The sequence below is a fragment of the Streptomyces decoyicus genome (assembly GCF_019880305.1).
Classification (GTDB): domain Bacteria; phylum Actinomycetota; class Actinomycetes; order Streptomycetales; family Streptomycetaceae; genus Streptomyces; species Streptomyces decoyicus.
Window position 1 is genome coordinate 7123139 of sequence record NZ_CP082301.1, and the last position, 22358, is coordinate 7145496.

The window sequence follows — 22358 nt, forward strand, 5'->3', positions numbered from 1 at the left end:
CACGCTCCCCCGTCAGGGCCGTGCCGCCACGAACCCGGCGATCCGCTCGCGCAGGCCGCGCGGGTCGAGCCCGTGCGCCGCCAGGTGCTCGTCGAGCTGCCCGTACCGGCGCAGCTCCTGGCGGTCGACGCCGAGCCCCAGCAGCCGGTGCGGCCGGTCCGCCAGCGCCTCGTTCGCGAAGCGCGTCGAGGTCCCCGCCAGATACGGCTCCACGAGCACCACGTCCGCGCTGCCGGCAGCACCGGCCGCGGCGCGGAGCCCGGCGGCGTCGAAGGGCCGCACGGTCGTCGCGTAGAGGACGGTCACCTCCAGCCCCTCGGTCGCGGCGAGCACATGATCCAGCATCGGGCCGACGGCGACGACCACCCCGCCGCGCCCTTCCCGCAGCGTCCGGAAACCGGCCCCGTCCACGGCCCGTGGCGCGTGGTTGGCCTGTGCGGACAGCCGGACGTACACCTTGTCGTCACCGGCCGACGCGGCGTGCCGCAGCAGCGTCTCGGCCTCGTCCGGGTGCCCGGGGACATGTACGGTCCAGCCGTCCAGTGTGTCCAGCAGCGCGATGTCGCCGGGTGCCATATGGGTGAAACCGCCGCTCGGCCAGTCGTAGGAGCCACCGGCACTGACCAGCACCCCGCCCACGTCCTGGTGGCCGAAGTCCAGCTTCACCTGCTCGAAGGGGCGCTCCACGAGGAAGCTGGCGAAGGTGTGCAGGATCGGGCGGAGCCCGGTGAGCGCCAGCCCGCCCCCCACGCCGATCAGCAACTGCTCGCGGATGCCGACATTCACCACCCGGTCCGGATGCCGTCGTGCCGCCTCGGCAAAGCCGGCCGTACCGATGTCGGCGAGTACGACCGCCAGCCGCGGGTCCTCCTCCAACAGCCGTGAGGTGACCGAGGCGAACCGCTCACGCATGGTGTCCATCACTGAAACCCTCTCGAAGTCCTGGTGGGTGGGGCAGACGGGGCGGGCCGCTCAGTCGCCCTTGGGCTCGACACGGGCGACCACCGCACGCGGGCGGCCCGGGTGCGGCGCACCGAAGGCCTCGTGGAGGGCCTCGTGGTCGCGGCCGTCGACGGTGGCGGCGGACCATCCTGCGGCCTCGAAGCGGGAGGCGATCCCGCCGTGCCAGCCGTGGGTGGCGGAGGAGTTGTCGACGATCAGGGTGTGCAGCCGGTCCAGTCCCGCGGCGCCCGCGTAGGCCAGCGCCTCGTGGTTGCTGCCCTCGTCCAGTTCGGCGTCGCCGATCAGCACCCATACGGCCGGTTCCGTCCGGCCCTGCGCCCGCAGCCCGAGGGCGGTGCCGACGGCCAGCGGCAGCCCGTGCCCGAGCGAACCGCTGCCGATCTCCGCGCCGGGCACCAGCAGCCGGTCGGGGTGATGGCCGAGCGGGGAGTCGTACGCGCCGAAGCCCGGCAGCCATGCGGTGGGGAAGAAGCCCTTGGCGGCCAGCACCGCGTAGTAGGCCATCGGGCCGTGCCCCTTGGAGAGCAGAAAGCGGTCCCGGCCGGGGTCCTCGGCGGTGCCGGGGGACACCCGCAGCACCCGGTCGTAGAGCACCCAGAGGGCATCCAGCGTGGAGGTGGCCGCCGGGCCGTGCTTCTCATCGCCCGTCATCAGGCTCATCAGATGCGGCAGTTCATCGAACCCGATGCCGCCGGTGTGCGGCGTGCGCTTCGCGGCGCCTCCCGCCGCAGGCCCTGCCGCCTTGCCCCTCGTCGGTTCCGTCGTCATGTGCGTCATACGACAGAGCCTGCAACCTCAAGCGCGCTTGAGGTCAAGCGCCGGGCCGCGGACCGGATGATCCGCGGCCCGGGATGCCGAGATCAGACCTGCCCCGGCTTGAAGACGTCCTGCTCGATGAGGATCTTGTCGATCCGGGCCTTGTCCACCCGGTTCGTCACCTCCTCGACCTCCTGGCGGTCACGGATGCACTTGGCCAGCGTGAACGCCGAGGACACCACGAAGACCAGACCGATGGCGAGAAAACCGCGCTCCCAGGGCCCCACCGGCAGCTTGATGATCCCGATCACCAGCGCCGCCAGCGACAGCCCGAAGGAGATCGCGGCCTGCACGAAGAAGGCCGTGGTCGTCGGCCGCTGAATCGATGGAGTAGTCATGCGCGTAGCGTGGCGGGGCGGTGACGGCGGTGCATGAGTACGGGTACTCATCTCTCCCGTCGGCCGTACGCGCGCCGACGCGGGAATATGGCAGCACCCACCCTCTGACATGCGGTATTGTTCTCGTGCGCGGTCAGCCGGGAATTCCCGGCCGAAACGGGCACCGGGACGTGGCGCAGCTTGGTAGCGCACTTGACTGGGGGTCAAGGGGTCGCAGGTTCAAATCCTGTCGTCCCGACGGTGTGAAGGGTCTTCGTGGGTGAATAGCCTGCGGAGGCCCTTTTTCGTTTTTCGCGTTCTGGCCGGCGTTCGTACGGGCCCCAGGCTCGGGCGCTTCCGGCCGGCGGCCCACAGGGAAGGGCTTGGCATGTCCATGCAACTCCGAGAGGGTTCGGTGGGGACAGGCGCGCGGCACGATCTGCATGAACCTCGATGACGCGTCGGCCGGCCGTTGGAGCAGCAGCCCGTTCGACTGCGGAGCGAGGCAGTCCAGCGGGCGGCGTGGGTGGAGCTGGAGCCGCGTCCAGCGGTTCCGGTGAAGCGTCCTGCACTCACTCGTGCAAGCGATCGTCTCGACGTCCATGGTATGGAGCCCCACACGCTGAGACACCCTGCTCCAGCAGGGCACTTGATACTCTCGAGGTTCGCCCGGAACCCCTGGGCGGTGTCTTTCCGGGGGAATTGATGAAGCCGCGTCTGGTCTTCGTGCACGGCATCGGCGGTCCGCGGGACGCCGCTGCCGAATTGGACGCGTGGCTGCGTGCGCTGGCCGAGGGCGCCCGGGCCGCCGGCCATGCCGGCCGGGTACTGGATCTGGTGCAGGGCTGGGCGGCCGACACCCGCTTCGCGTACTACGGCGATCTCTTCGGCGGCGCTCCGGCGCAGGGGGCGCCCGCGCTGCCGCCCGGAGCGGACGAGGACACGCGACTGGTGGGCGAGTGGCTCCTCGAAGCGCTCGACGAGCGGTTGGACGAGCCGGGTTCGGACGATGAGGTGCGCCTGCTGCGTCATGCCCGTGCCCAGCTCGCCCCGGAGGGGCAGTCTCAGGGTCTCGGAGGCGGTGGCCGCCACGTCCTCAACGCGGTCAACACGCTTCTGTCCCTGCCCGGGGTGCGGACCTTGGGTGGCTGGGCCAGCGCCGAGCTGATGGTCGGCCATCTACGCCAGGTGGCCCGCTATCTACGCCGCGCGGAGCATGACGAAGAAGGCCTGACGCTCGACGCCCGGATCCGACGGCGCGTAGAGCAGGAGCTCGACCCCGACGGGCCCACGATCGTCGTTTGCCACTCACTCGGCACTGTCGTCTCCGTGGAGACCCTGCATACGTTCCAGGGCCGTATACCGCTGCTGGTCACGCTCGGTTCGCCGATGGGCATGCGTACGGCGGTGCAACCGAAGATGCGTCCGCAACCGCTCCGGGTACCCGGCTCGGTGGACCGCTGGCTCAACTTCTGGGACCGGGACGACTTCATCGCCGGGCGGCCGAGGCTGGAGAAGTTCGTGCGTCCCAGCGACCGCTCCGTGCTTCCAGTCAGCGCACGGGTCGACTCGGATGGTGTGTGGGTGCACCCCGCCGCCAAATATCTCGCGCAGCCGGCTGTCGCCGGTCCAGTGGTCGAGGCGATCGAGGCAGCAACGGGCGGATGACCGTGCCGACTCCTCCCCGCCATTGTCTGGTCATCGCTCCCCAATGCGCCGAACTCGGTCTGCTCGAGGGGCTGGAGGGCCTGGCACACTCCTTGTACGGATTGCTCACCGACCACTGGACAGGAGCCTGTGCCGGCGCCCCCGCTGCCGGGTCCGCGGTGCTCAGCGGATCTTCCGTCTGCCAGGCGCAGATCGAGGCCGCGATCCGCGACGCCGCGCGGCGGGCGGGGGAAGCGGGAGCGGTCCTGGTGCTGGCGCTGCTGGGGCATGGCATCACACCGGGCCAGAACCCGACGCTCTATCTGATGGCGGGTGACTCGCGGGCCGATGTGATCGCGACTGCGGTGAACGTCGGCCGGCTGTTGACCGAGGTCCTGGAGACGCCGGGTCTTCCCGGCGTGCTCGCGCTCGTCGACACCTGCCGTGCCGGTGGCGCCACCCCGGACCTCAAAGCAGTGGACGCCGGAGTGCAACAGGGCGCGACGCGGCTGTCCTTGCTGATGTCTGTCGGGGCCAGGCAGGACGCGCACGGGCTGGCGTTCACGCGCGGCCTCGTGCAGGTGCTCACGCAGGGTGTCAGCGGGGCAGGAGAGTTCCTGCGGCCCTCGTCGGTCCTCGATGCGGTGAGGACCGCCGCCCCGGGACAGGACGCCCGACTCGTGGAGTATGACGGCGCGTTGTTCGGCGAGCGCCTGTGGCTGGCGCGCAACGCGTTGCGTCACGACCGGTGCGGGTCGGTGCTCGGGCCGACGGGGACCGAAGAGCTGGACCGGGCGCTGCAACCGCTGGGCGGTGCGGAGCTGCTGACCGGGTCCGTCACCGGCCCGGACGTACTGGAGCGGCTGCGCGGCACTCTGCGTGCTACCTCTTCCGCCTGCCCCTCGGAGCAATCGTGGGCCCTGCGCGTCCTGGACGGTCTGCTGGACTGCCTGCGGACGATCGAATTGCTCATGTCCTGGCCCGGCCGGCCACTGACATCCGAACGTCTCCGGCGCGCGACGGCCGTGGGGAGCGGCCGGTCCGGCACACCGCTGCCCGACACTGCCGGCACCGAGCTGTTGCGGGACGCCGTGGAATACCTGCGAATGCGTGCCCCACGGGTCGGGGAGACGGGCACAACTCCCTTGGCAAGGTTTGTCGCCGCGCTGGCTGCCGAGGACCAGCTTGCCCGGGACGATGCGCGGCTCACCGCCTGGGCGCACTCCGTCCGCGCGGCCGTCGAACTCAGCGACGCTTTCGACGCACAGCGACAGCAGCACACCAGATCGAGGCTGCGCCTGGTCGTCAGCCTGCACTCTGCCGTCGCCGACGACTGGCCCGAGACACTGGAGACGTGGCTGCTGGACCGCGGAGAGGTTCATGCGCACCAGTCGTTCGACTGCTCCCCGGACCAGGCCGGAGTCGAACAGCGACTGGCCGGAGCGCTGAGGTGGGCGTCCCGGCGGGCCAAGGAGGTGGGCGCCCCACTGCAACGGGTCGAGATCGCGGCCTCCGCCGCATTGCTGCTGCGGTGGCGGCCGGAGGAGATTGATTTTGGGGAGCGGCTGGGAGTCGCACACGACGTCGTACTGCGCTGGAGCGAGCGTCTGTGCCCGCCGGACCGCTTGTGGTGGATCAACGATCGTGCTCGGGAGAGGCTCGAGGCGATGAGCGAAGGCGGCACCGGCGCGCCTGTGGACTGGCTCGGCGAGCCCGAGACCGTTCGGACCCAGGAGCTCAGTGAGCGGCTGCGGCACGGTGCGTACCAGCGGGCGGTCGCTCTCGGGCACCGGCCGCCGCGGTTCGAACAGGTGATGGAGGTACTGCTGGCGCATGCCCCGATCGTCCTGTGGCCGGGCGGCGACCGCGGTGTGCCGGACAGGTACCGCAACAGCCTGGACAGGTTCTGGCATTTGCTGCCCACCGAGTTCAGTGAGGCCTACCGGCGCAGCTGGGGACCGAAGCCACCGGCACAGGCCGATGGCCGGGAGCATCTGGCGGAGCTGAGATCGGTATGGCACGACCCGGAATGGCTCGACTTCTGCGACTGGTTCGAGCAGTGCGCAATGGATGGGGAGAACTTCGCATGACCTGGCAGCCCTACTACCAAGGGGACGGTGTTCCTCGTGATGTCGATCTCGGAAAACCACCGCCGTGGCGCAGTTTCCCCCGTCAGACCCTGCACAAGGAATTCGAGCCGCCGCCGGGTCTGATCAAGGCGGTCAACGCCGCGCTGGCGCTGCGTCGGCCGCTGCTGGTGACCGGCTCGGCGGGCTCTGGAAAGTCCACGGTGATCGAGCAGGTTGCGGCCGAGTTGAAACTGGGTGACGTGCTTCGCTGGCACATCACCTCCCGCAGCACGCTGACCGAGGCGCTGTACCGGTACGACGCCCTGGGCCGCATCCATGCGCAGCGGCTGGACGGGCCCACGGGGGGCGACGACATCGCGCCGTTCCTGCAGATGGGACCGCTGGGGACGGCGCTGCTGCCGACGGAGCGTCCCCGTGCGTTGCTGATCGACGAGATCGACAAGAGCGATCTGGATCTGCCGAGCGACCTGCTCGATGTGTTGGAACGTGGCGAGTTCGAGATTCCCGAACTCGCCCGGTACAAGAGCGAGACCGTCCACGTGCGCCAATGGAACGGCGACGAGCGACGTCCGGTGACCCGCGGTCGGGTGCAGTGCGACGTGTTCCCGTTCATCGTGATGACCAGCAATGGTGAACGGGACTTTCCGGCCGCCTTTCTGCGGCGTTGCATCCGCTACACGATGCCGAAGCCGACGATCGACGCGCTGCGCCGGATCGTCGACTCGCATCTGCGGACTGCCAACGATGGCTCCGGCGAGATCGATGCGTTGATTGCTGGTTTCGTTGACCGGATCTCGGCAGGGGAGAGCCTGGCGATCGACCAGTTGCTCAACGCCGTTCATCTGCTGACCGGCGGCGGAGCCCCTGCCGGAGAGGACGAGCGGGAGGTCATGGACCTCGTGCTGCGCGAGCTGTCCCGTGCCTGAGGAGCTGCTGGAGCGAGCGGTGGCCGCCCTGAAGGCCGCGGTCCCGGAGATGGATGGCACCGCGTTGGCAGAGGCGCTGTGGCTCGCCTCGAGGATGGCGAGCGACGACCGGACCGGTGAGGCGTCCGAAGCACCGCTCGTGCCACCGGAGCCGCCGGCCACACCTGAGCCTGCTCCCCAGCCTGCGGCGGAGACCGCGTCGCCGCCTGCTGAGACCAGGGCGGAGACCGGCACGCGTGCGCTGCACGAGCGCCTGGCGGGGGGAGCCTCGCGGATTCGGGGTGATGCGGTGGCTGTGCCCCGGGCCGCGGGTCTTCCGCTGTCTCTGGAGGTGACCCGAGCACTGCGGCCGTGGAAGCGACCGTGGCGTCAGGGCCGCCGACATGCGCTGGACATCGAAGCCACCGTGGAAGGCTATGCGCGCAGCGGAGAGCTCATCCCTGCGTTCACCGCGGCCCCGGAGCGGTGGTTCGATCTGGTGCTCATCGTGGACCGTTCCCCCGCGATGCAGGTGTGGCAGGAGACCATTGCCGACTTCACGGCTGTACTGGATCGGCTGGGGGCGTTCCGTACACTTCAGGTGCGCGATCTCACTGTGGACCGCGGCCTGGAACTGCGGGATCCGCAGGGCAGGCTGACGGGGCCCGGAGAGTTGCGGGCGCCGGGTGGTCGTCGTCTGGTAGTCGTCGTGTCCGATTGTGCCGCTCCGGGGTGGCGCGGGCCTGCGGTCTGGCGGCAGCTACGGGAGTGGTCCGTGACGACGCCGGTCGCGCTGCTGAATCCGCTGCCGACGAAGCTCTGGCGCAGGACCGGCCTGGATCTGCCGACGGTACGGGTTTTTCCCCGTTCGCCCGGCTCGGGGAACTCGAATCTGACGTTCGACACACCGCCGTTGCTGCCGGTTGATCGGGAAAGCGTGGGTGGCGAGTGGTATCCGATTCCCGTGCTGTCGCTGTCCCCCCACTCTCTGGACCGCTGGTCACGCGCGGTGATGCGGGCGGCGCCGGAAGGGTGTGGCGCTGTGCTGGTTCCGCCGAGCGGGCGGACCAGTGGCCGGTTGCGGCGGCCTTCCCGTTCCTCGGGAGCCGACGCACGCGTCGAGGCCTTCCTCAGGACGGCCACGCCCGCTGCTGCGCGACTCGCTGTGCTGTGCTCGGCCTTCGACCGGCTCGGCATGCGCCTGTTGCGTCTCATCCGCCAGGAGCTGGTGCCGGAAGCCACGACAGCCGATGTCGCCGAACTCCTCACCAGCGGACTCTTCTCGCTCGGTACCGACGCGGGAGGCACGGTCGAGCTGGACTTGGCCGAGGCCGTACAGGGTCGGCTGCGGCACGAACTGGCGGAGCACGAGCTGTGGCGGATCAACAGAGCGATCAGCCGCCATGTGTCCTCGCGGGGGGACGGAGGGGGGCAGCTGCCCTCGGTGGCGTATGCCCCGGAGAGCACGGCCGAGCTGCTGGCGGAGCGTCAGGCGTTCGGGCAGGCGTCCCGCAGGACGCTGGAATTGCTGGGGCTGGCTGCGAACGAGGCCTCGACGCTTCAGCCGGCTGAGGCAGGGAGGGGCGTTCCCGCGCAACTCCCCGCGGCTGTCCCTCTCTTGGTGGGGCGGGAGCGGTCGCACAGGGAACTGGTGCGGTTCCTCACGTCGCCGGGCTCACCCGTGGTGTCGGTGGCGGCACGTGGCGGGCAAGCAGGGGCAGGGAAAACCACGTTGGCGGTGCATACCGCCCACGCGCTGGCGGAGCACTTTCCGGACGGCCGGCTCTTCGTGGATCTGCGGGGGGCCAGTGCCCGGCCGCTTGCACCATCGTCCGTGCTGGCAGGCTTCCTGCGGGCGCTGGGCGTTCCGCCGGAATCCATTCCGGCGAGCGGGGGCGAGCGGTCGGAGCTCTACCGTGCCACCGTCGCCGGCCGACGTTTGCTGATTCTTTTGGACAACGCCCACGACGCACACCAAGTCCGTCCGTTGTTGCCGGATTCTGATGGCTGTGCAGTGCTCATCACCAGCAGGAATGCACTGACGCGCGTCCAGACCCATGCGCTGCAATTGGGCCCGCTGGATGACGCCGACGGGGTGGAACTGCTGCGGTACGTGGCAGGGAGAGCGGGGACCCTCCTCGCGCCCGACGAGGCTCTGGAGCTGGTCCGAGGCTGTGACGGATGGCCGCTCCCCATTGCCCTGATCGCCAAGTGGATCGCTCTGGGAGACACGCCTCCGGGGAACCGGATAGCGCTGCGATTGCGAGGCAAGGACCCGGAGATCTCGGCGTTGGACACCGTCCTCCAACTCTGTTTCAGCCGTTTGGAGCCCGGCCTCCACTCGGACCTGCTCCTTCTCGCCCAGCCCGATGCCGGATACCTCACCATCCAGGAGATCACGGCGCTCCTGGGCACCAGCGCCGACGCGGCCGTCGGATCGGTGGAGGTGCTGGTCAGGCGTGGTCTGCTGGAGCACCCGGATGTGGGTCGGAGCCACTTTGGATTTCATGACGCGGTGCGTCGCTTCGCACGTGTGCAGGCCACGGCACAAGTGCGGTCGGACGCCATGGCACGGCTCCTCGACCACTACAGCAGGGCCGCCGTGAGTGCCTATGCTGCTGCCCGCCCGGGTGACCGGCTCGCCCAGCGGCTGGGGCTGAGCGCATCCGAGTCCGTCGGACCGCCCGGCACGGACATGGAAGGGCTCCTGGAGCAGTCCCCGAATCTGCTGTTCGAGCTGGCGTCAGAGCACGGGCATCCTCAGGACAACATCACCCGGGCCGGCGTGCTTCTGCTTCTCAGGGACCTTGCCGGATCTCCTCAGCACGCGTCGCAGTACCGCGAAGCGACCCGAGCCGTCATCGAGTCGGCCACCGCGGCATACGCGACATTGAGCCTGGCCCGCGCCCGCGTGGCTCTCGCCCACAGTCACTTCGCCGCCGGGCTTTTGGACGAGGCGGAGCGGGAGTTGGCAGACGCGCCGTATGACGTGTTGCCGGACCACGCGACCCTGGGCCTCGTCGAGCAGCTGCGGGGGGACCTCGCCCAGCAACGAGGTGCAGCGGATTCCGCGATGGAGCACTTCTCACGGGCTCGCTCCATTGCCCGGGAAGAATCAGACCTCTTCGCGGAGGCTTCGGCACTCCACAGCCTCGCGCTGCTTCAACTGGAGGCCCGGTCAGTCAACGATGCGATCGGCACGGCCGAGCGCGCCCTCGTGATGTGCCAAGAACTGGGCGCGTCATCGATGGCCGCCCGCCTGCACCACCTGATCGGCAAGGCGTGGCACGACCTCGGGGACCACCAGCGGGCAGCCGAGAGCCGCGAGAATTCCCTGCGGTTGTCCCAAGCTACCGGCAGCCGGGGCCGGCAGGGCTTGACTCTGCCGCGGAGGGCAGAGAGCACGCGGGCTGCGAGCAGCGCCGTGCAGCCACGCGACGCTGCCCGGGAAGGTCGTGACCTGACCGACGCGAACGGTCCAACAGGCCGCCGCCGGCCCGTACTTGGCCATGCCATTGCTGCATTGAGCCAGGGGGGCGGTACCCCCCGGGAACAGTTCGTGCTGCTGGACGAGCAGCGAGTGGCGTACGAGTCGGTGCGCGACGCGGTCCGTCAGGCGCGACGCGCGGATGGCAAGGAAGTGGTCGTGGTCACCGGTGGCCCGGGGTCAGGGAAGAGCGTGATCGCGCTCTCCTTGCTCGGTGACCTCTATCGGCAGGGAATCCCGGTGCTGCATGCGACCGGGTCCCGTGCTGTGACCACGACGATGCGCACGGTGGCCGGCGCCCACAAACGGGAAGTCCGAAACCTCTTCAGGTACTTCAACGGCTTCGCGTCCGCCGAGAGCAACGGCCTGGATGTACTCATCTGCGACGAGGCGCATGGGATCCGCGAGAGTTCCGTAACTCGCTTTACCCCGGCTTCGCAGCGGACCGGCAAGAGGCAGATCGACGAGCTGATCGACGCAGCAAGGGTCCCGGTCTTCCTGCTCGATGAGCACCAACTCGTCCGGCCGGGCGAGGTAGGGACAGTCGAGAACATCAGGGCGGCTGCGGCGGCCAAGGGGCTGAAGTCCCGGATGGTGTCGCTGGACGGCCAGTTCCGCTGCGGCAGCAGCGAGGCATACCTGCGGTGGGTGGCACGGCTGCTCGGGCTGGAGGGCGACGGGCCCGTGGAGTGGGAGCCGGACGGCAAGATGCAGCTGGCCGTGGCGGATTCGCCGTGGGAGCTGGAGGCGTACCTGGAGGGTTGCCGTGCTCAGGGATACGCAGCCCGGATGACCGCCGGGTTCTGCTGGAGGTGGACAACAACGATCGAGTCCGGGGATTTGCTCCCGCTCGACGTGCGGATCGGCGAGTGGGCGCGCCCCTGGAATGTCTCCGGGGACCGTAGGGTGGCCGGTGCTCCGCCGGGAGCGCTGTGGGCGACCGACCCGGCGGGCTTCGGCCAGGTGGGCACTGTGTATGCGGCACAGGGTTTCGAGTATGACTGGGGCGGCGTGATCATCGGTCCTGATCTGGTGTGGCGTGGCGAAAAGTGGGTCACGGACCGTAGGGCTTCGAAGGACCCGGTGTTCACCAGGGCCACGGCGGACGCGGAAGTGGACCGGTTCATTCGGAACAGGTACAAGGTGCTGTTGACGCGCGGCATGGTCGGCACAGTCATCTACTCGACGGATGCCGAGACGCGCGCGAAACTGCATGAGTTGGCGGGCGGGGCCGGGACGCCGCGGCCTGCGCAAGAGGCCCACCACAGGTGATCGCCTTCTCTGATGTCCTGGCCCCTGATTCGTCTTTGGATGCTCGGGCACCCCGGCCTCTTGCCTCCCCACGTGCCGGCACGGCCGCTCACAACTGCTGTTGTGCGGCGCCGGGCGGGAGATGGCAGGGCAGGTTCACCCGCAGCACCATGTGCTGTGCGGAGTCGACCGCGGTCTCCGCGGAGACCGCGTATGCCGTGCGGTCGTTCGTCATGTCCCGCAGAACCGCCGGCTTGGCCACGAGAGGGTCGGCGGCGTGCGCGGCGGTCGCAGCTCCGAGGGCTTGACGTTCACGGGTTCCGGCACCGTCGGCTCAACTTCGGCTAGGGGAAGTGGCGGCCGGGCCTGTTCGGCTCAAGGGTTTGAGGTGGGTGCAATGGCGTGTTGGGGGGCGGGGGCGGGGCCGTCATGGTTTCGGGCATCTCGGGTTCGTGCAGGGTGCGCAGCAGCAGCCATCCCAGGGCGGGGAAGGCGATGAGCGGGGTGAGTGCGGTCTGGAGGGAGGTGGCGTCGGCGGCGGCGCCGATGAGGGGGCTCGCGAGGCCGCCGACGCTGACGGTCAGGCCCAGGGTGACGCCGCCGGCGGTGCCGACGTGGCGGGGCAGATAGTCCTGGCCGAGGGTCACGTGCAGGGAGAAGGGCACGTACAGGCCGGCCGAGGTCAGGGCGGTGAACAGGTACAGGAGCGGGCCGGGGACCAGGACCGTGCCGGCGACGGCGGGAAGGGTCAGGGCGTAGGACCAGCGCACCACCGCGATACGGCCGTAGCGGGTGGCGAGCCGTCCTCCGGCGACGGTGCCGACCGCGCCGCCCAGGTAGAGCACGAACAGGGCCGCGGTGCCCGCGACGTCGCCGCCTCCGGTGCGCTGGCGGGCGTACAGGGAGATGAAGGCGCTCAGCCCGACGAAGACGATCGAGCGGCACACGATGGCTCCGGACATCGTGAGGAAGGCCCGCCAGTCGTCCTTGCCCGCCCGACGGGCCGCGGCCGACGCGGTGGCTGCGGCCGTGACGGTGCCGTTGACGGTCCGCAGCGCGGCCCCACACAGGGCGGCGCCGGCCAGGGCCGGGACGACCAGCAGCGGGGAGGCGCGCAGGCCGCCGGTGGCGATGACGGCGGAGACCATCAGCGGGGCGGCCGCGAAGCCGATGTTGCCGCCGAGGGAGAACAGGCCCATGGCGTTGTGGCTGCCGCGGCTTGCGATCCGGGCGATCCGGGCGGCCTCGGGGTGGTAGGCGGCCACTCCGATCCCGGAGACGGCGACGACGGCCAGGGTCAGCGCATAGGAACCGCTGAGGCCGCTGAGCGCGACGCCGACGCCTCCCGCCAGGGTGCTCACCGGCAGCAGCCAGGGCATGGGCCATCTATCGGTGAGTGCGCCGAACAGCGGCTGCGCCACCGAGGAGAGCAGGGACGCGGCGAGCACGATGCCGGAGGCCGCGGCGTAGGTATAGGCCCGCTCGGTGAGGAAGAACGGCACGAGGGCGGCCACGGCGCCCTGGTAGATGTCCACGCAGGCGTGTCCCAGGGACAGCAGCCTGATGGATTTTCCGGTGGACGGAGCTGGGGGCTGGTTGGTTGACACCCCTCGATCGTCAAGGCCTGCCGGATGTCTCGCTTCCGATAAAGTGCCAAGGTATGCCGAATATCCGCCACACCCCTGCCGCGCCGACCCACACGCTGGCCCTGGCGGCCGGCGAACGCATCGAGGCCCACCGTCATGACAACCACCAGATCGTCTATGCGGGCTCCGGTGTTCTGGCCGTCACCACCGATGCCGGAACGTGGTTCGCCCCCGGTACCCGCGCCATCTGGGTCCCCGCCGGAACCGTCCACGCCCACCGCGCTTACGGCCACCTCGACCTGCACACCCTCGGGCTGCCCGTCGGCGACAACCCCCTGCGGCTGGACGCGCCCACCGTCCTGGCCGTCAGTTCCCTCCTGCGCGAGCTGATCCTCGCCTACACCCGCGACCCCGCCGACGACAGCCCCGAACGCCACCGCCTGCGCGCGGTCCTGCTCGACCAGCTCCGCGCCTCGCCTCAACAGCCCGTGCAGCTGCCCGCGCCCACCGATCCGCGCCTGGCCGCCGCCTGCGCCCTCCTGCACGACAACCCCGCCGACCCCCGCACCCTCGCCGAGCTCGGCGCCCACACACATACCGGGGAGCGCACCCTCAGCCGCCTCTTTCGCTCCGAACTCGGTATGACCTTCCCCCAGTGGCGCACCCAACTGCGCCTCTACCACGCCCTGAAGATGCTGGCCGACGGCACTCCCGTCACCACCGTCGCCCACCGCTGCGGATGGTCCTCCACCAGCGCCTTCATCGACGTCTTCCGCCGCGCCTACGGATACACCCCCGGCGCCCACAACCGCCGCGGGTAGCGGTGCGGGTGGCCGTGACGCCGCTCCCCGCGGAACGGCGGGCCACGTCCGCGTCGCGCACCCCGGAGCCGCCCGGGGAGAGCACGCACGGCCCGACGGACCTCGTCACTCAACTCCTGGTTAAGCCGGGTGATCCCTACTGTCCGTAAGTGGACTGGTGCACCGTGTTCCCTCCGTGACAGGATGAGGGCGGCGATTCAGGGGCCTTAACTGTTCGTTGGGGTCGATCGATGGGGGACGGTGGGCATGGGCGTGGGGGGCGACGGCCGGTCCGAGGGGACGGGCAGCACGCTCGCGGAGCGGCTCAACCATCTCTTCGCGAACATGCATCCGCCCGGGGCGCCGTACACCAACGCCTCTGTGGCCGACGAGATCAGCGCCGGGGACGAGGAGTACGGCGGGGTCAAGGTCACCGAGCAGTATCTGTCGATGCTGCGCAACGGCAGGCGTACGAATCCCAGCCCGGAACTGCTGCGCGCGCTGGCCAAGTTCTTTGCCGTACCGGGTGGTTATCTGCTGGGGGACCTCTCGCAGCCGCAGGCCGAGCGGGTGGAGGAAGAGGTCCGCTTCCTCGCCGCCATGCGGGACCAGCGGGTGCGTGCCATCGCGCTGCGCTCCGTCGGGCTGCCGCCGGAGGTGCAGGACAGTCTGACGACGATCATCTCCCAGTTCCGGCAGCAGATGAATCTGCCGGCCGACCCGCCGGAGCCGGGCGGTGACCGGAGTGAGTGACCTGATGCGGACCGCTGAGCGCGGCCAGATTTTCGCTTCCTGGCAGCGGGCCGGACACGAGGACGGGACGAGCATGCGAGTGGGGCAGATACGCAGGCGGTGCAAGCGGCTCATCAAGGAGCTGGCGCTGCCCGCCGCAACCGATCTGCGCGGGATGTGCGACATCGTCGCCGCACGTGTGGCGCGGCCCGTCCATCTGGTGCCGATGAGCCTGGGCGGAGTGGTCTCGGGGATGACGGCCGTCACCGACGACGGCTACTGGGTCTTCTACGAGCTCAAGACCTCACCCTGGCACCAGGCCCACATCGTGCTGCACGAACTGAGCCATCTCCTGCTGGGGCACGGCCAGGACCCGGCGGTCACCGAGGACGCCCTGAAGCTGTGGACGCCCTCGGTCGATGTCGCCACGGCCATGCGGCGCATGGGCCTGACCATGGGCTTCGCCCGGCACCACGGCTATGACAACCTCGCCGAGCGGGAGACCGAAGTGCTCGGCACGCTGCTGATGGAGCGGGTGGCGCCGTCCGCGGCAGAGCGTGAACTCCCCCTGGAGGGACAGGCGGCCGAGCTGGCGGCGACGCTCGGGCCCGCGCTCCAGCACCTCCGGCGCCGGCAGGAGACGACGTCCGGCGACCACGGTTCCGACGGGGACGGTGCGGCCGCCGCGGAGGACGGGAGCCCGCGTGTTTGACATCATCTATCTGTCGTTCGGCGTCGCCGCCTGGGCGATCGTCGGGTACAAGTCCGTCGCCTGGTTCCGCGACCGCAGCAATGCGGACCTTGGGCTGGCCTGTGTGATGACCGGCGGCGTGGCCACGGTCTTCCTCTTCTCCGCGCCGAGCATCTACCGCGCCTTCGACCGGCTGACCGGCGTGGCCAACCTCGCCATGGTCTTCCTCTACTCCTCCGTCGTGGTGTTCGCCGCGGGTGCGCTGGTGTTGCTGCTGCGCTGGACGGCGGGCGAGGGCGCGGCCGCACGGGCCCGCGCGCGGGCCAGGGCGCGCGTCGCCGTCGGGGGAGTGGCCGCGCTGTGGGCCGTGGCGATCACCGGGTTCGTGGTCGGCAGACCGGATGCCGTCGAGCACCCCCGCGACTTCAGTACCGCCTACACCGACTCGCCCGGAGTCATGCTCTTCCTGGTGCTGTATTTGGCCATTTTCGGCATGAGTTCGGCGGCCCTGGGGACGCTGTGCCCGCGGCTCGCCGCCCGGCTCGGCACGACGTATCTGGCGCGCGGTCTGCGGCTGCTGGCCGCGGGGTGCTGGCTCGGCCTAGGCTACTGCGCCTGCAAGGTCATCGGCTTCGTCCTGTCCTGGACGGGCCACCCGGCGCTGTGGCTCTCCAACGGCGTGGCGCCGATGAGCGCCTCGGTCGCGGCGCTCATGGTCCTCGCCGGCTTCGCGCTGCCGGCGGCCGGCCCCCGGGTCGCCGCCTGGCGCCGGCTCCGCCGTCTCTCCCCGCTCTGGCGGACCGTCACCGCCCGCTCCCCGGAGGTCACGATGGAAGCCTCGGCATGGGCCGTACGGTGGCCGTTCGCCGATCTGGAGTGGCGGGCCAACCGGCAGATGGCCGAGATCCGGGACGTCCAGCGCGGCATCCGCCGCCATGTCGAGTCCGACGCCGTCGACATCGCCCGTGAGCGGGCCCGCGCGGTCGCCCTCGACGACCGGCAGCTGGCGGCCGTCGCGGAGGCCGCCGCGCTCCGCCGCGGCCTGGAAAACCGTGCGGTGGGTCATGTCCCTGTCCACGGCGCCGACAGCGTGGTGGTCTCCAGCGGCACCGCGCCGGCCGAACTCGCCGCGGAGTACGAACACTTGGCGCTGGTGGCGGACGTCTACCACTCACCGTTGATCGAGACCGTGCTCACCGAGCTGCGCCAGCGCAGCTCGATGGCGCGCGGCTGAGGCACCACACAAAGACGGGGTGGCCCGGCACGGGGGTCCGGGCCGCCCGACCTGAAAGGCGGCACCGGTCCCGGGGGACCGGTGCCGCTGTCGTCAGACGGCCGGTGCCGGACGGGACTTGGCCGGGGCCGCGGGAGGCGCCCCCTAAAGTCGGGATCATGCAGAACACCGCCGATACCGGCTCCGACGCCCCCATCGACGTGACGCCCCTCCTCGACGACCCGTACGCCGCCTGCGCCGCGCTGCGCGAGGCCGGTCCGGTGCACCGGATCACCGGCGCCGACGGGCACCCCGCCTGGCTCGTCACCCGCTACGACGACGTCCGTCGCGCCCTCGCCGACCCGCGGCTCTCCCTGGACAAGAAACATGCCGCGCCCGGCGGCTACCGCGGCTTCGCGCTGCCGCCCGCGCTGGACGCCAATCTGCTGAACATGGATCCACCGGACCACACACGCATCCGCCGCCTGGTGGTCAAGGCCTTCACCCCGGGCCGGGTCGAGACGCTGCGGGCGCCTGTAAGGAAGACCGCCGACGAGCTGCTGGACGCGATGGCGGGGCGGGGCCGTGCGGATCTGATGACTGCGTACGCGGGGCCGCTGCCGATGACCGTGATCTACGATCTGCTCGGCATCCCGCACAGCGACCGCCGCGACTTCCTGGCCTGGTCGAACGCGCTCATCACCCCGGATCCGAGCCGGCCGGAGCTGATGAAGGAGGCGATCGGGGCGATGCTGGAGTTCTACACCGGCCTGATCGCGGCCAAGCGTGCGGAGCCGGGCGACGATCTGCTCTCGGACCTGATCGCGGTACGCGACGACCAGGCCGGTGGCGAGGGCGACGGGGCGGGCGGCGAGCGGCTCACCGAGGACGAACTGACCTCGCTCGCCTTCCTCCTCCTCTTCGCCGGATACGAGAACTCCGTTCACCTCATCGGCAACGCCGTGCTCGGCCTGCTCGACCGTCCCGACCAGCTCCGCCAGGTGCAGCAGAATCCGGCCGAACTGCCGGCGGCCGTGGAGGAGTTCCTCCGCTTCGACGGCCCGTCCCCGGTGTCGATCCGTCGCTTCCCCAAGGAGGACCTGGAGATCGGCGGCGTACGGATCGCGGCCGGGGAGAGCGTGCTGCTGTCGATAGCGTCCGCGAACCGCGATCCGGCGCGCTTCTCCGATCCGGACACTTTCGACCGCGCCAGGGACCTCTCAGGGCACCTGGCGCTGGGCCACGGCATCCACTACTGCCTCGGCGCCTCGCTGGCCCGTATGGAGGCCGTCATCGCGCTCGACGCGCTCCTCGGCCGCTTCCCGGGGCTGCGACTGGACGTCCCGCGTGGTGATTTGCGGCACCGCAGGACGCTGCGATCGCGTGGCCTGATTTCGCTCCCCGTCGCTTGGTAAGCGGCAAACGAACAAGTTTTTGAGGCATAACCGTTCGCTCATGCGGTAGAAAGGTTCCTGAGACCCGCCCGGTGTGCATCCCCCGTCGCACCGGGCGGGTCCTTCTTTGCACCCGTTGCAGTTGCGACACGCCGGGTGTGCGGCACCCGGCGTGGTCCGTCTGGCTCAACTGTGCTGCGGGTTGCCGCGCCGCTTCTTAGCGTGACGGGCATGGCAATTGACGCGCGTGTGTCCAAGAAGGCAGCGGCGATGACGCTGATCGCCGTCGCCGGTGTGTCGCTGACGTCCATACCTGCCGCCGCCCACGACGCGACGGCCCGTCAGTCCGCCGCGGCCGGTGCCGGGGTGCAGGTCGCCAGCGCTCCCGGCATACCGAGGCTGCCCAGCGGTCTGAGCGCCCTGTCCTGGATGGTGGCCGACGCGGACACCGGCAGTGTGCTGGCCGCGAAGAGCCCGCACCGCAGGCTCGCCCCGGCCAGCACCCTCAAGACGCTGTTCGCGGTCACGGTCCTGCCGAAGTTCTCGGCGGGCACCGTACGCCAGGTCAGCTCCGCGGATCTGGCGGGCATCGGGGCCGGCAGCAGCCTCGTCGGTATCCAGCAGGGCCGCCGCTACACCGTCGCCGACCTGTGGCGCGGGGTCTTCCTCCGTTCCGGCAACGACGCGGTGCATGTGCTGGCCGCGATGAACGGCGGCTGGCGGACCACCACGCAGGAGATGCAGGAGACCGCCCGCAAACTCGGCGCACGCGACACCACCGTCAAGTCCCCGGACGGTTATGACGCACCCGGCCAGGTGTCCTCCGCCCACGACCTGACCGTCTTCGCCCGCGCCGGACTCGCCCACGACGACTTCGCCCGCTACTGCTCCACCACCCGCGCCACGTTCCCCGGCGCCGGCGGCACCGCCACCCGGATCGAGAACACCAACCGCCTGCTGGTGGGCTCGCACGGGCTGTCCCGCTACCCCGGCATGATCGGTGTGAAGAACGGCTACACCTCCAAGGCCGGCAACACCCTGATCGCCGCCGCCCGCCAGAACGGCCGCACTCTGCTGGTCACCGTCCTCAACCCGCAGTCGACCGAGTACAACGCCGTCTACAAGGAAGCCGCCTCGCTGCTGGACTGGGGCTTCGGCACCGCCGGCGACGCCCAGCCGGTGGGCACGCTGCACGCCGTACGCACCGCCTACGACGGTGGCGGCCAGTTCCGCCCGGTGGCCGCCCACGTCACCGGAGCCGAAGCACGCGGCGGCTCCCCCCGGCGCTCCACCCTCGTCCTGGGGGCGGGCGGCGCCGGCGTCGCGGCAATCGGGCTGGGTGCCCTGCTCGCCCGGTGGCGGCAGGCACGCGGACGCGGCGGGCAGAGGGGAGGCGCGGCGTAGGCACCCGGGCCGGTGGTCCCTACCGCCCCTGGTGCGTACGGGAGAGGCGGCCGGCTCCGCCCGTCCCGGCGGAGCCCGGCGTCATCCGTCGGCGGTCGGCCCGTCCCCGGCCTGGTCCCTGACCTTGTCCCCTGCCTTGTCCCCGGTCTGGTCCCCGGCTTTGTCCCCCGTGGCCCGCAGCCGGGGCGCGGTCTCCGCCGCCGGTACGGCCCCGGAGCCGGCCAGACGGCCGGTCAGCTCCCCGGCCCAGGCCGTCAGCCCCGCGATGTCGATCCCGTGCGGGGCGGCGTCCGCATACGGGGCGATGGCCGCCGCGCCCCGGTCGAGCAGCGCCGTACCGCCCACGGCATTGCCACGCGCCGCATGGGTGAGTCCCACGGCGAGCTGGGCGAGCCCCCGCCACAGCTCCCGCTCCGCCTCCGGCGCCGCCTTCCAGGCGTCCTCCAGCACCTCATGGGCGTGGAACGGCATCCCGCCGTCGAGCAGCCGCTGTGCTTCGGCCAGCGACTGGGCGGGCGTCCGGGGCACCCCCTCGGGCTGCCGGGCCACCCCTGGGGAGCCGTACGGCAGCGGCCGGCCGAGACCGTCGCGCGGACGGGCGTTGCGGGCCCGGCCCTCCTCGTCGCGGTCCCGGCGCGGGGCGGGCCGGCCGGCGGCAGGTGAGCGGGTGCCGCTCGGTGCTTCCCCGGCCGCGGTCTCCTCCGGCCCGGCGCCGCAGTGCTCGCAGACCGCACTGCGGGGCCGCTCGCGGATCCGGCCGCAGGCCTCGCACACCTGGTCCAGCCAGCAGGCCGGGTCGCCGCCCTCGTCGTGTGCGGGGGGCGCACCGGGCTCGCGGGAGGTGCCGGGCTCGTCGGGGGAGTGCTCCGCTTCGTTCACCCTTCGATTGTGCGCTGCGGGGGCGTCCCGCGTCGCCGGAGGGGTGCATGCCTCTGTATGGGGGCATTTCCCCGTCCGTGGGGCTCCAGGCCCACGGCTCCGCGGGCCACGGCTCCGCAGGTCCGCTGCGCCCGGGGACGCGCGCGGCCGGTGACCCACGTGGCCGGTGCTCCCGGGGCAGTCCGAGTCGACCGGGTCAGTCCGAGTCGACCTCGTAGAAGCAGAAGTGATCTTTGATCCGCGCCAAGTCGGGACGCGGTTCGGGGTAGGCCCACGCGATGTCCTCCGGCCCGCCGGGAAGCGACCAGTAGGAGGCCGTGCCCTTGAAGGGGCAGACGCTGTGGGTCTCGGACGGTGTCAGCAGATCGGTGCGTACGTCCTCGGGCGGGAGGTAGTAGCGCACGGGGTAGCCGGTCTCGTGGAGGAGGAGCGGGCGGTGGGTGTCGGCCACCAGCCGGCCGTCGATCGTGACGCGGATGTGCTCGGTGCCCTGCTCGACCTCGATGTGATGGCCCTTGGTGGCGGTCATGGTGGCTTCCCCTCGGTGAGTCTCGGTGAGTGGGTGAAGATCCTCGTTCCTTCCAGGATGGCACCGGGGCGACGCGTCCGCCCCGGCCGGCGCGAGGCACGGCCGGGAGCCGGTGCGGGGCCACCCGGCCGTGCCTTCCGCCGCCCTCACGTGTGACTACACCGCACGGATCCCCTGGCCCGCCCACTCGGGCGCCGGAGCGAGCACGCCCGCGAAGTACGCGCGGCTCGCGTCGGGCAGGGGTGCCGCGCGCCCGGCCGACTGGTCGACATGCAGGGTGAACAGCTCCTCGGTGGCCACCGGTGCGCCGGACGGTGCGCCGACGAACATCTCGTGCAGGAGGCGCAGTTTCTTGCCGTCGACGCCCAACACGGTCGTACGGACGGTGAGTTCGCTGCCGCGCGCGACCTCGTGCAGATAGCGGACGTGGGCCTCGACCGTGTACAGGGAGCAGCCGGTGCGGGCGCGGTAGGCCGCGTCGAGGCCGGCCGCGTCCATCAGGGCGTCGGTGGCGAAGCCGAAGATCAGGACGTAGTAGGCCTCGCTGAGATGCCCGTTGTAGTCGATCCAGTCGTCCCGGACGGTCTGGTGGAAGAGGGGAAGGCCCCCCGGCGGGTGAGCGGTCATCGGCGGGCGCTCCCCAGCCGGCCGGTGGCGCGGAGGACGTCGATGACGCCCTGGTCGCGTTCGGCGACCAGATCCGCGTACGTACGGTCGCCCGCGGCGTCCGCGCAGCCGTCGACCATGGCGTCGCGCAGCTCACGGTCCAGCTCGGGCGCCGCCAGCCGGGTCCACGGCGACTTCAGGGACGGGCCGAAGTGGTCGAGCATATGGGCCATACCGCCCTCGCCGCCGGCCAGCGCGAAGGTCAGGCAGGGGCCCATGAAGGCCCAGCGCAGGCCGGGCCCCTCGGTGATCGAGGCGTCGATGTCCTCGACCGAGGCCTCGCCGTTCGCGACCATGTGCAGCGCCTCGCGCCAGAGGGCCTCCTGGAGGCGGTTGGCGATGAAGCCGGGCAGCTCGCGGTCCATGGTGATCACGGACTTGCCCGCGACGTCGTAGAAGCGCGAGGCCCAGGTGACGGCCTCGCGGTCCGTCTTCTCACCGCCGACGACCTCGACCAGCGGGATGAGGTACGGCGGGTTGAAGGGATGGCCGACGACCAGACGGCCGGCGTCCTCGGCAGCCGTCTGCATATCGGTCATCGGGTAGCCGGAGGTGGAGGAGGCGATGACCACGCCCGGACGGGTCGCGACGGCGAGCTCGGCGAGCAGTGAGCGCTTCAACTCCAGCTTCTCGGGGGCGCTTTCCTGGACGAAGTCGGCATCGGCAACAGCCTCGGCGAGGGTGGCGGCGACCGTCAGCCGGTCCTGCGAGGCGCCGTCGGCCAGGCCTATCTGTTCCAGTGCGGGCCAGGCGGCGGCCACCAGTCGGCGGAGCTTCTCCTCGGCGTCGGCGGCCGGGTCCCAGGCGGTGACGTCGTAGCCGCGGGCGAGGAAGTGGGCGGCCCAGCCGCCGCCGATCACTCCGGCGCCGATACAGGCGATGCGGCGTACGTCCTCGGGGGCACAGGGGGCAGGGGTGGTTTCCGGCATGGGTGAGCGGCTCCTGGTGGAAGGGGAGGCAAGGGCGAGAGCGGGGGAGCGGATGCGGG

At 70.9% G+C, this 22358-nt stretch carries 18 protein-coding genes, 1 tRNA gene and 2 pseudogenes; 12 read left to right on the forward strand and 9 right to left on the reverse strand.

Annotated elements, in window-relative coordinates:
* Positions 1-12: 12 nt before the first annotated feature.
* The 3 genes from K7C20_RS31125 to K7C20_RS31135 form a co-directional block, all read right to left on the reverse strand.
* Entirely contained in the window at positions 13-921 is a 909-nt protein-coding gene (locus K7C20_RS31125; protein ID WP_030078869.1) for a transketolase family protein, read from the reverse strand.
* A 51-nt stretch (positions 922-972) separates the two neighbouring features.
* Positions 973-1740 (reverse strand): transketolase, encoded by a 768-nt coding sequence (locus tag K7C20_RS31130; protein WP_078953404.1) that lies wholly within the window; start codon positions 1738-1740, stop codon positions 973-975.
* A gap of 83 nt (positions 1741-1823) precedes the next feature.
* On the reverse strand, positions 1824-2117 hold the full coding sequence (locus K7C20_RS31135) for a YiaA/YiaB family inner membrane protein (RefSeq protein WP_030078864.1): 294 nt from the start codon (positions 2115-2117) through the stop codon (positions 1824-1826).
* Between the two features lie 164 nt (positions 2118-2281).
* Here K7C20_RS31135 and K7C20_RS31140 point away from each other — a divergent pair.
* From K7C20_RS31140 to K7C20_RS38555, 6 genes and pseudogenes are all read left to right on the forward strand, one after another.
* A tRNA-Pro gene (locus K7C20_RS31140) sits at positions 2282-2355 on the forward strand.
* Positions 2356-2801: 446 nt separating this feature from the next.
* Positions 2802-3764 (forward strand): glycosyltransferase family protein, encoded by a 963-nt coding sequence (locus K7C20_RS31145; RefSeq protein WP_030078862.1) that lies wholly within the window; start codon positions 2802-2804, stop codon positions 3762-3764.
* Complete coding sequence (locus K7C20_RS31150) at positions 3761-5833, forward strand: vWA-MoxR associated conflict system protein (RefSeq protein ID WP_030078860.1); 2073 nt, start codon at positions 3761-3763, stop codon at positions 5831-5833. Before K7C20_RS31145 ends, K7C20_RS31150 begins: the two co-directional genes overlap by 4 nt.
* Complete coding sequence (locus K7C20_RS31155) at positions 5830-6759, forward strand: AAA family ATPase (protein WP_053209694.1); 930 nt, start codon at positions 5830-5832, stop codon at positions 6757-6759. Before K7C20_RS31150 ends, K7C20_RS31155 begins: the two co-directional genes overlap by 4 nt.
* Before the next feature lie 49 nt (positions 6760-6808).
* Positions 6809-8947: pseudogene (locus tag K7C20_RS39085) on the forward strand (SAV_2336 N-terminal domain-related protein); the annotation flags it as partial.
* A gap of 1338 nt (positions 8948-10285) precedes the next feature.
* Positions 10286-11497: pseudogene (locus tag K7C20_RS38555) on the forward strand (DUF2075 domain-containing protein); the annotation flags it as partial.
* An 88-nt stretch (positions 11498-11585) separates the two neighbouring features.
* Here the strand turns inward: K7C20_RS38555 and K7C20_RS39090 are convergent.
* Positions 11586-11711: a hypothetical protein gene (locus tag K7C20_RS39090; RefSeq protein WP_280922016.1), complete on the reverse strand. Its 126-nt coding sequence runs from the start codon at positions 11709-11711 to the stop codon at positions 11586-11588.
* A gap of 109 nt (positions 11712-11820) precedes the next feature.
* Positions 11821-13083, reverse strand: coding sequence for an MFS transporter (locus K7C20_RS31165; protein ID WP_245171542.1), 1263 nt, complete (start codon positions 13081-13083; stop codon positions 11821-11823).
* Between the two features lie 53 nt (positions 13084-13136).
* Between K7C20_RS31165 and K7C20_RS31170 the strand changes: the two genes are divergently transcribed.
* From K7C20_RS31170 to K7C20_RS31195, 6 genes are all read left to right on the forward strand, one after another.
* Entirely contained in the window at positions 13137-13883 is a 747-nt protein-coding gene (locus K7C20_RS31170; RefSeq protein WP_030078852.1) for an AraC family transcriptional regulator, read from the forward strand.
* Between the two features lie 246 nt (positions 13884-14129).
* A complete protein-coding gene (locus tag K7C20_RS31175) occupies positions 14130-14615 on the forward strand; it encodes a helix-turn-helix domain-containing protein (protein ID WP_030078850.1) in 486 nt (161 codons plus the stop codon).
* Between the two features lie 4 nt (positions 14616-14619).
* A complete protein-coding gene (locus K7C20_RS31180) occupies positions 14620-15306 on the forward strand; it encodes a hypothetical protein (protein ID WP_030078848.1) in 687 nt (228 codons plus the stop codon).
* Positions 15299-16519, forward strand: a complete 1221-nt coding sequence (locus K7C20_RS31185) for an MAB_1171c family putative transporter (RefSeq protein WP_030078846.1) — start codon at positions 15299-15301, stop codon at positions 16517-16519. The genes K7C20_RS31180 and K7C20_RS31185 overlap by 8 nt, the downstream gene beginning before the upstream one ends.
* Before the next feature lie 158 nt (positions 16520-16677).
* Positions 16678-17913: a cytochrome P450 family protein gene (locus K7C20_RS31190; RefSeq protein ID WP_030078843.1), complete on the forward strand. Its 1236-nt coding sequence runs from the start codon at positions 16678-16680 to the stop codon at positions 17911-17913.
* A 210-nt stretch (positions 17914-18123) separates the two neighbouring features.
* Positions 18124-19296, forward strand: coding sequence for a D-alanyl-D-alanine carboxypeptidase family protein (locus K7C20_RS31195; RefSeq protein WP_048829103.1), 1173 nt, complete (start codon positions 18124-18126; stop codon positions 19294-19296).
* An 81-nt stretch (positions 19297-19377) separates the two neighbouring features.
* Here K7C20_RS31195 and K7C20_RS39525 read toward each other — a convergent pair whose 3' ends face one another.
* The 4 genes from K7C20_RS39525 to K7C20_RS31215 form a co-directional block, all read right to left on the reverse strand.
* Positions 19378-20175 (reverse strand): DUF309 domain-containing protein, encoded by a 798-nt coding sequence (locus K7C20_RS39525; protein WP_053209695.1) that lies wholly within the window; start codon positions 20173-20175, stop codon positions 19378-19380.
* A gap of 196 nt (positions 20176-20371) precedes the next feature.
* A complete protein-coding gene (locus K7C20_RS31205; protein WP_030078839.1) occupies positions 20372-20704 on the reverse strand; it encodes a DUF427 domain-containing protein in 333 nt (110 codons plus the stop codon).
* Positions 20705-20860: 156 nt separating this feature from the next.
* A complete protein-coding gene (locus K7C20_RS31210) occupies positions 20861-21331 on the reverse strand; it encodes a thioesterase family protein (protein ID WP_030078837.1) in 471 nt (156 codons plus the stop codon).
* A complete protein-coding gene (locus K7C20_RS31215; RefSeq protein ID WP_030078835.1) occupies positions 21328-22299 on the reverse strand; it encodes a 3-hydroxyacyl-CoA dehydrogenase NAD-binding domain-containing protein in 972 nt (323 codons plus the stop codon). The genes K7C20_RS31210 and K7C20_RS31215 overlap by 4 nt, the downstream gene beginning before the upstream one ends.
* Positions 22300-22358 lie beyond the last annotated feature (59 nt).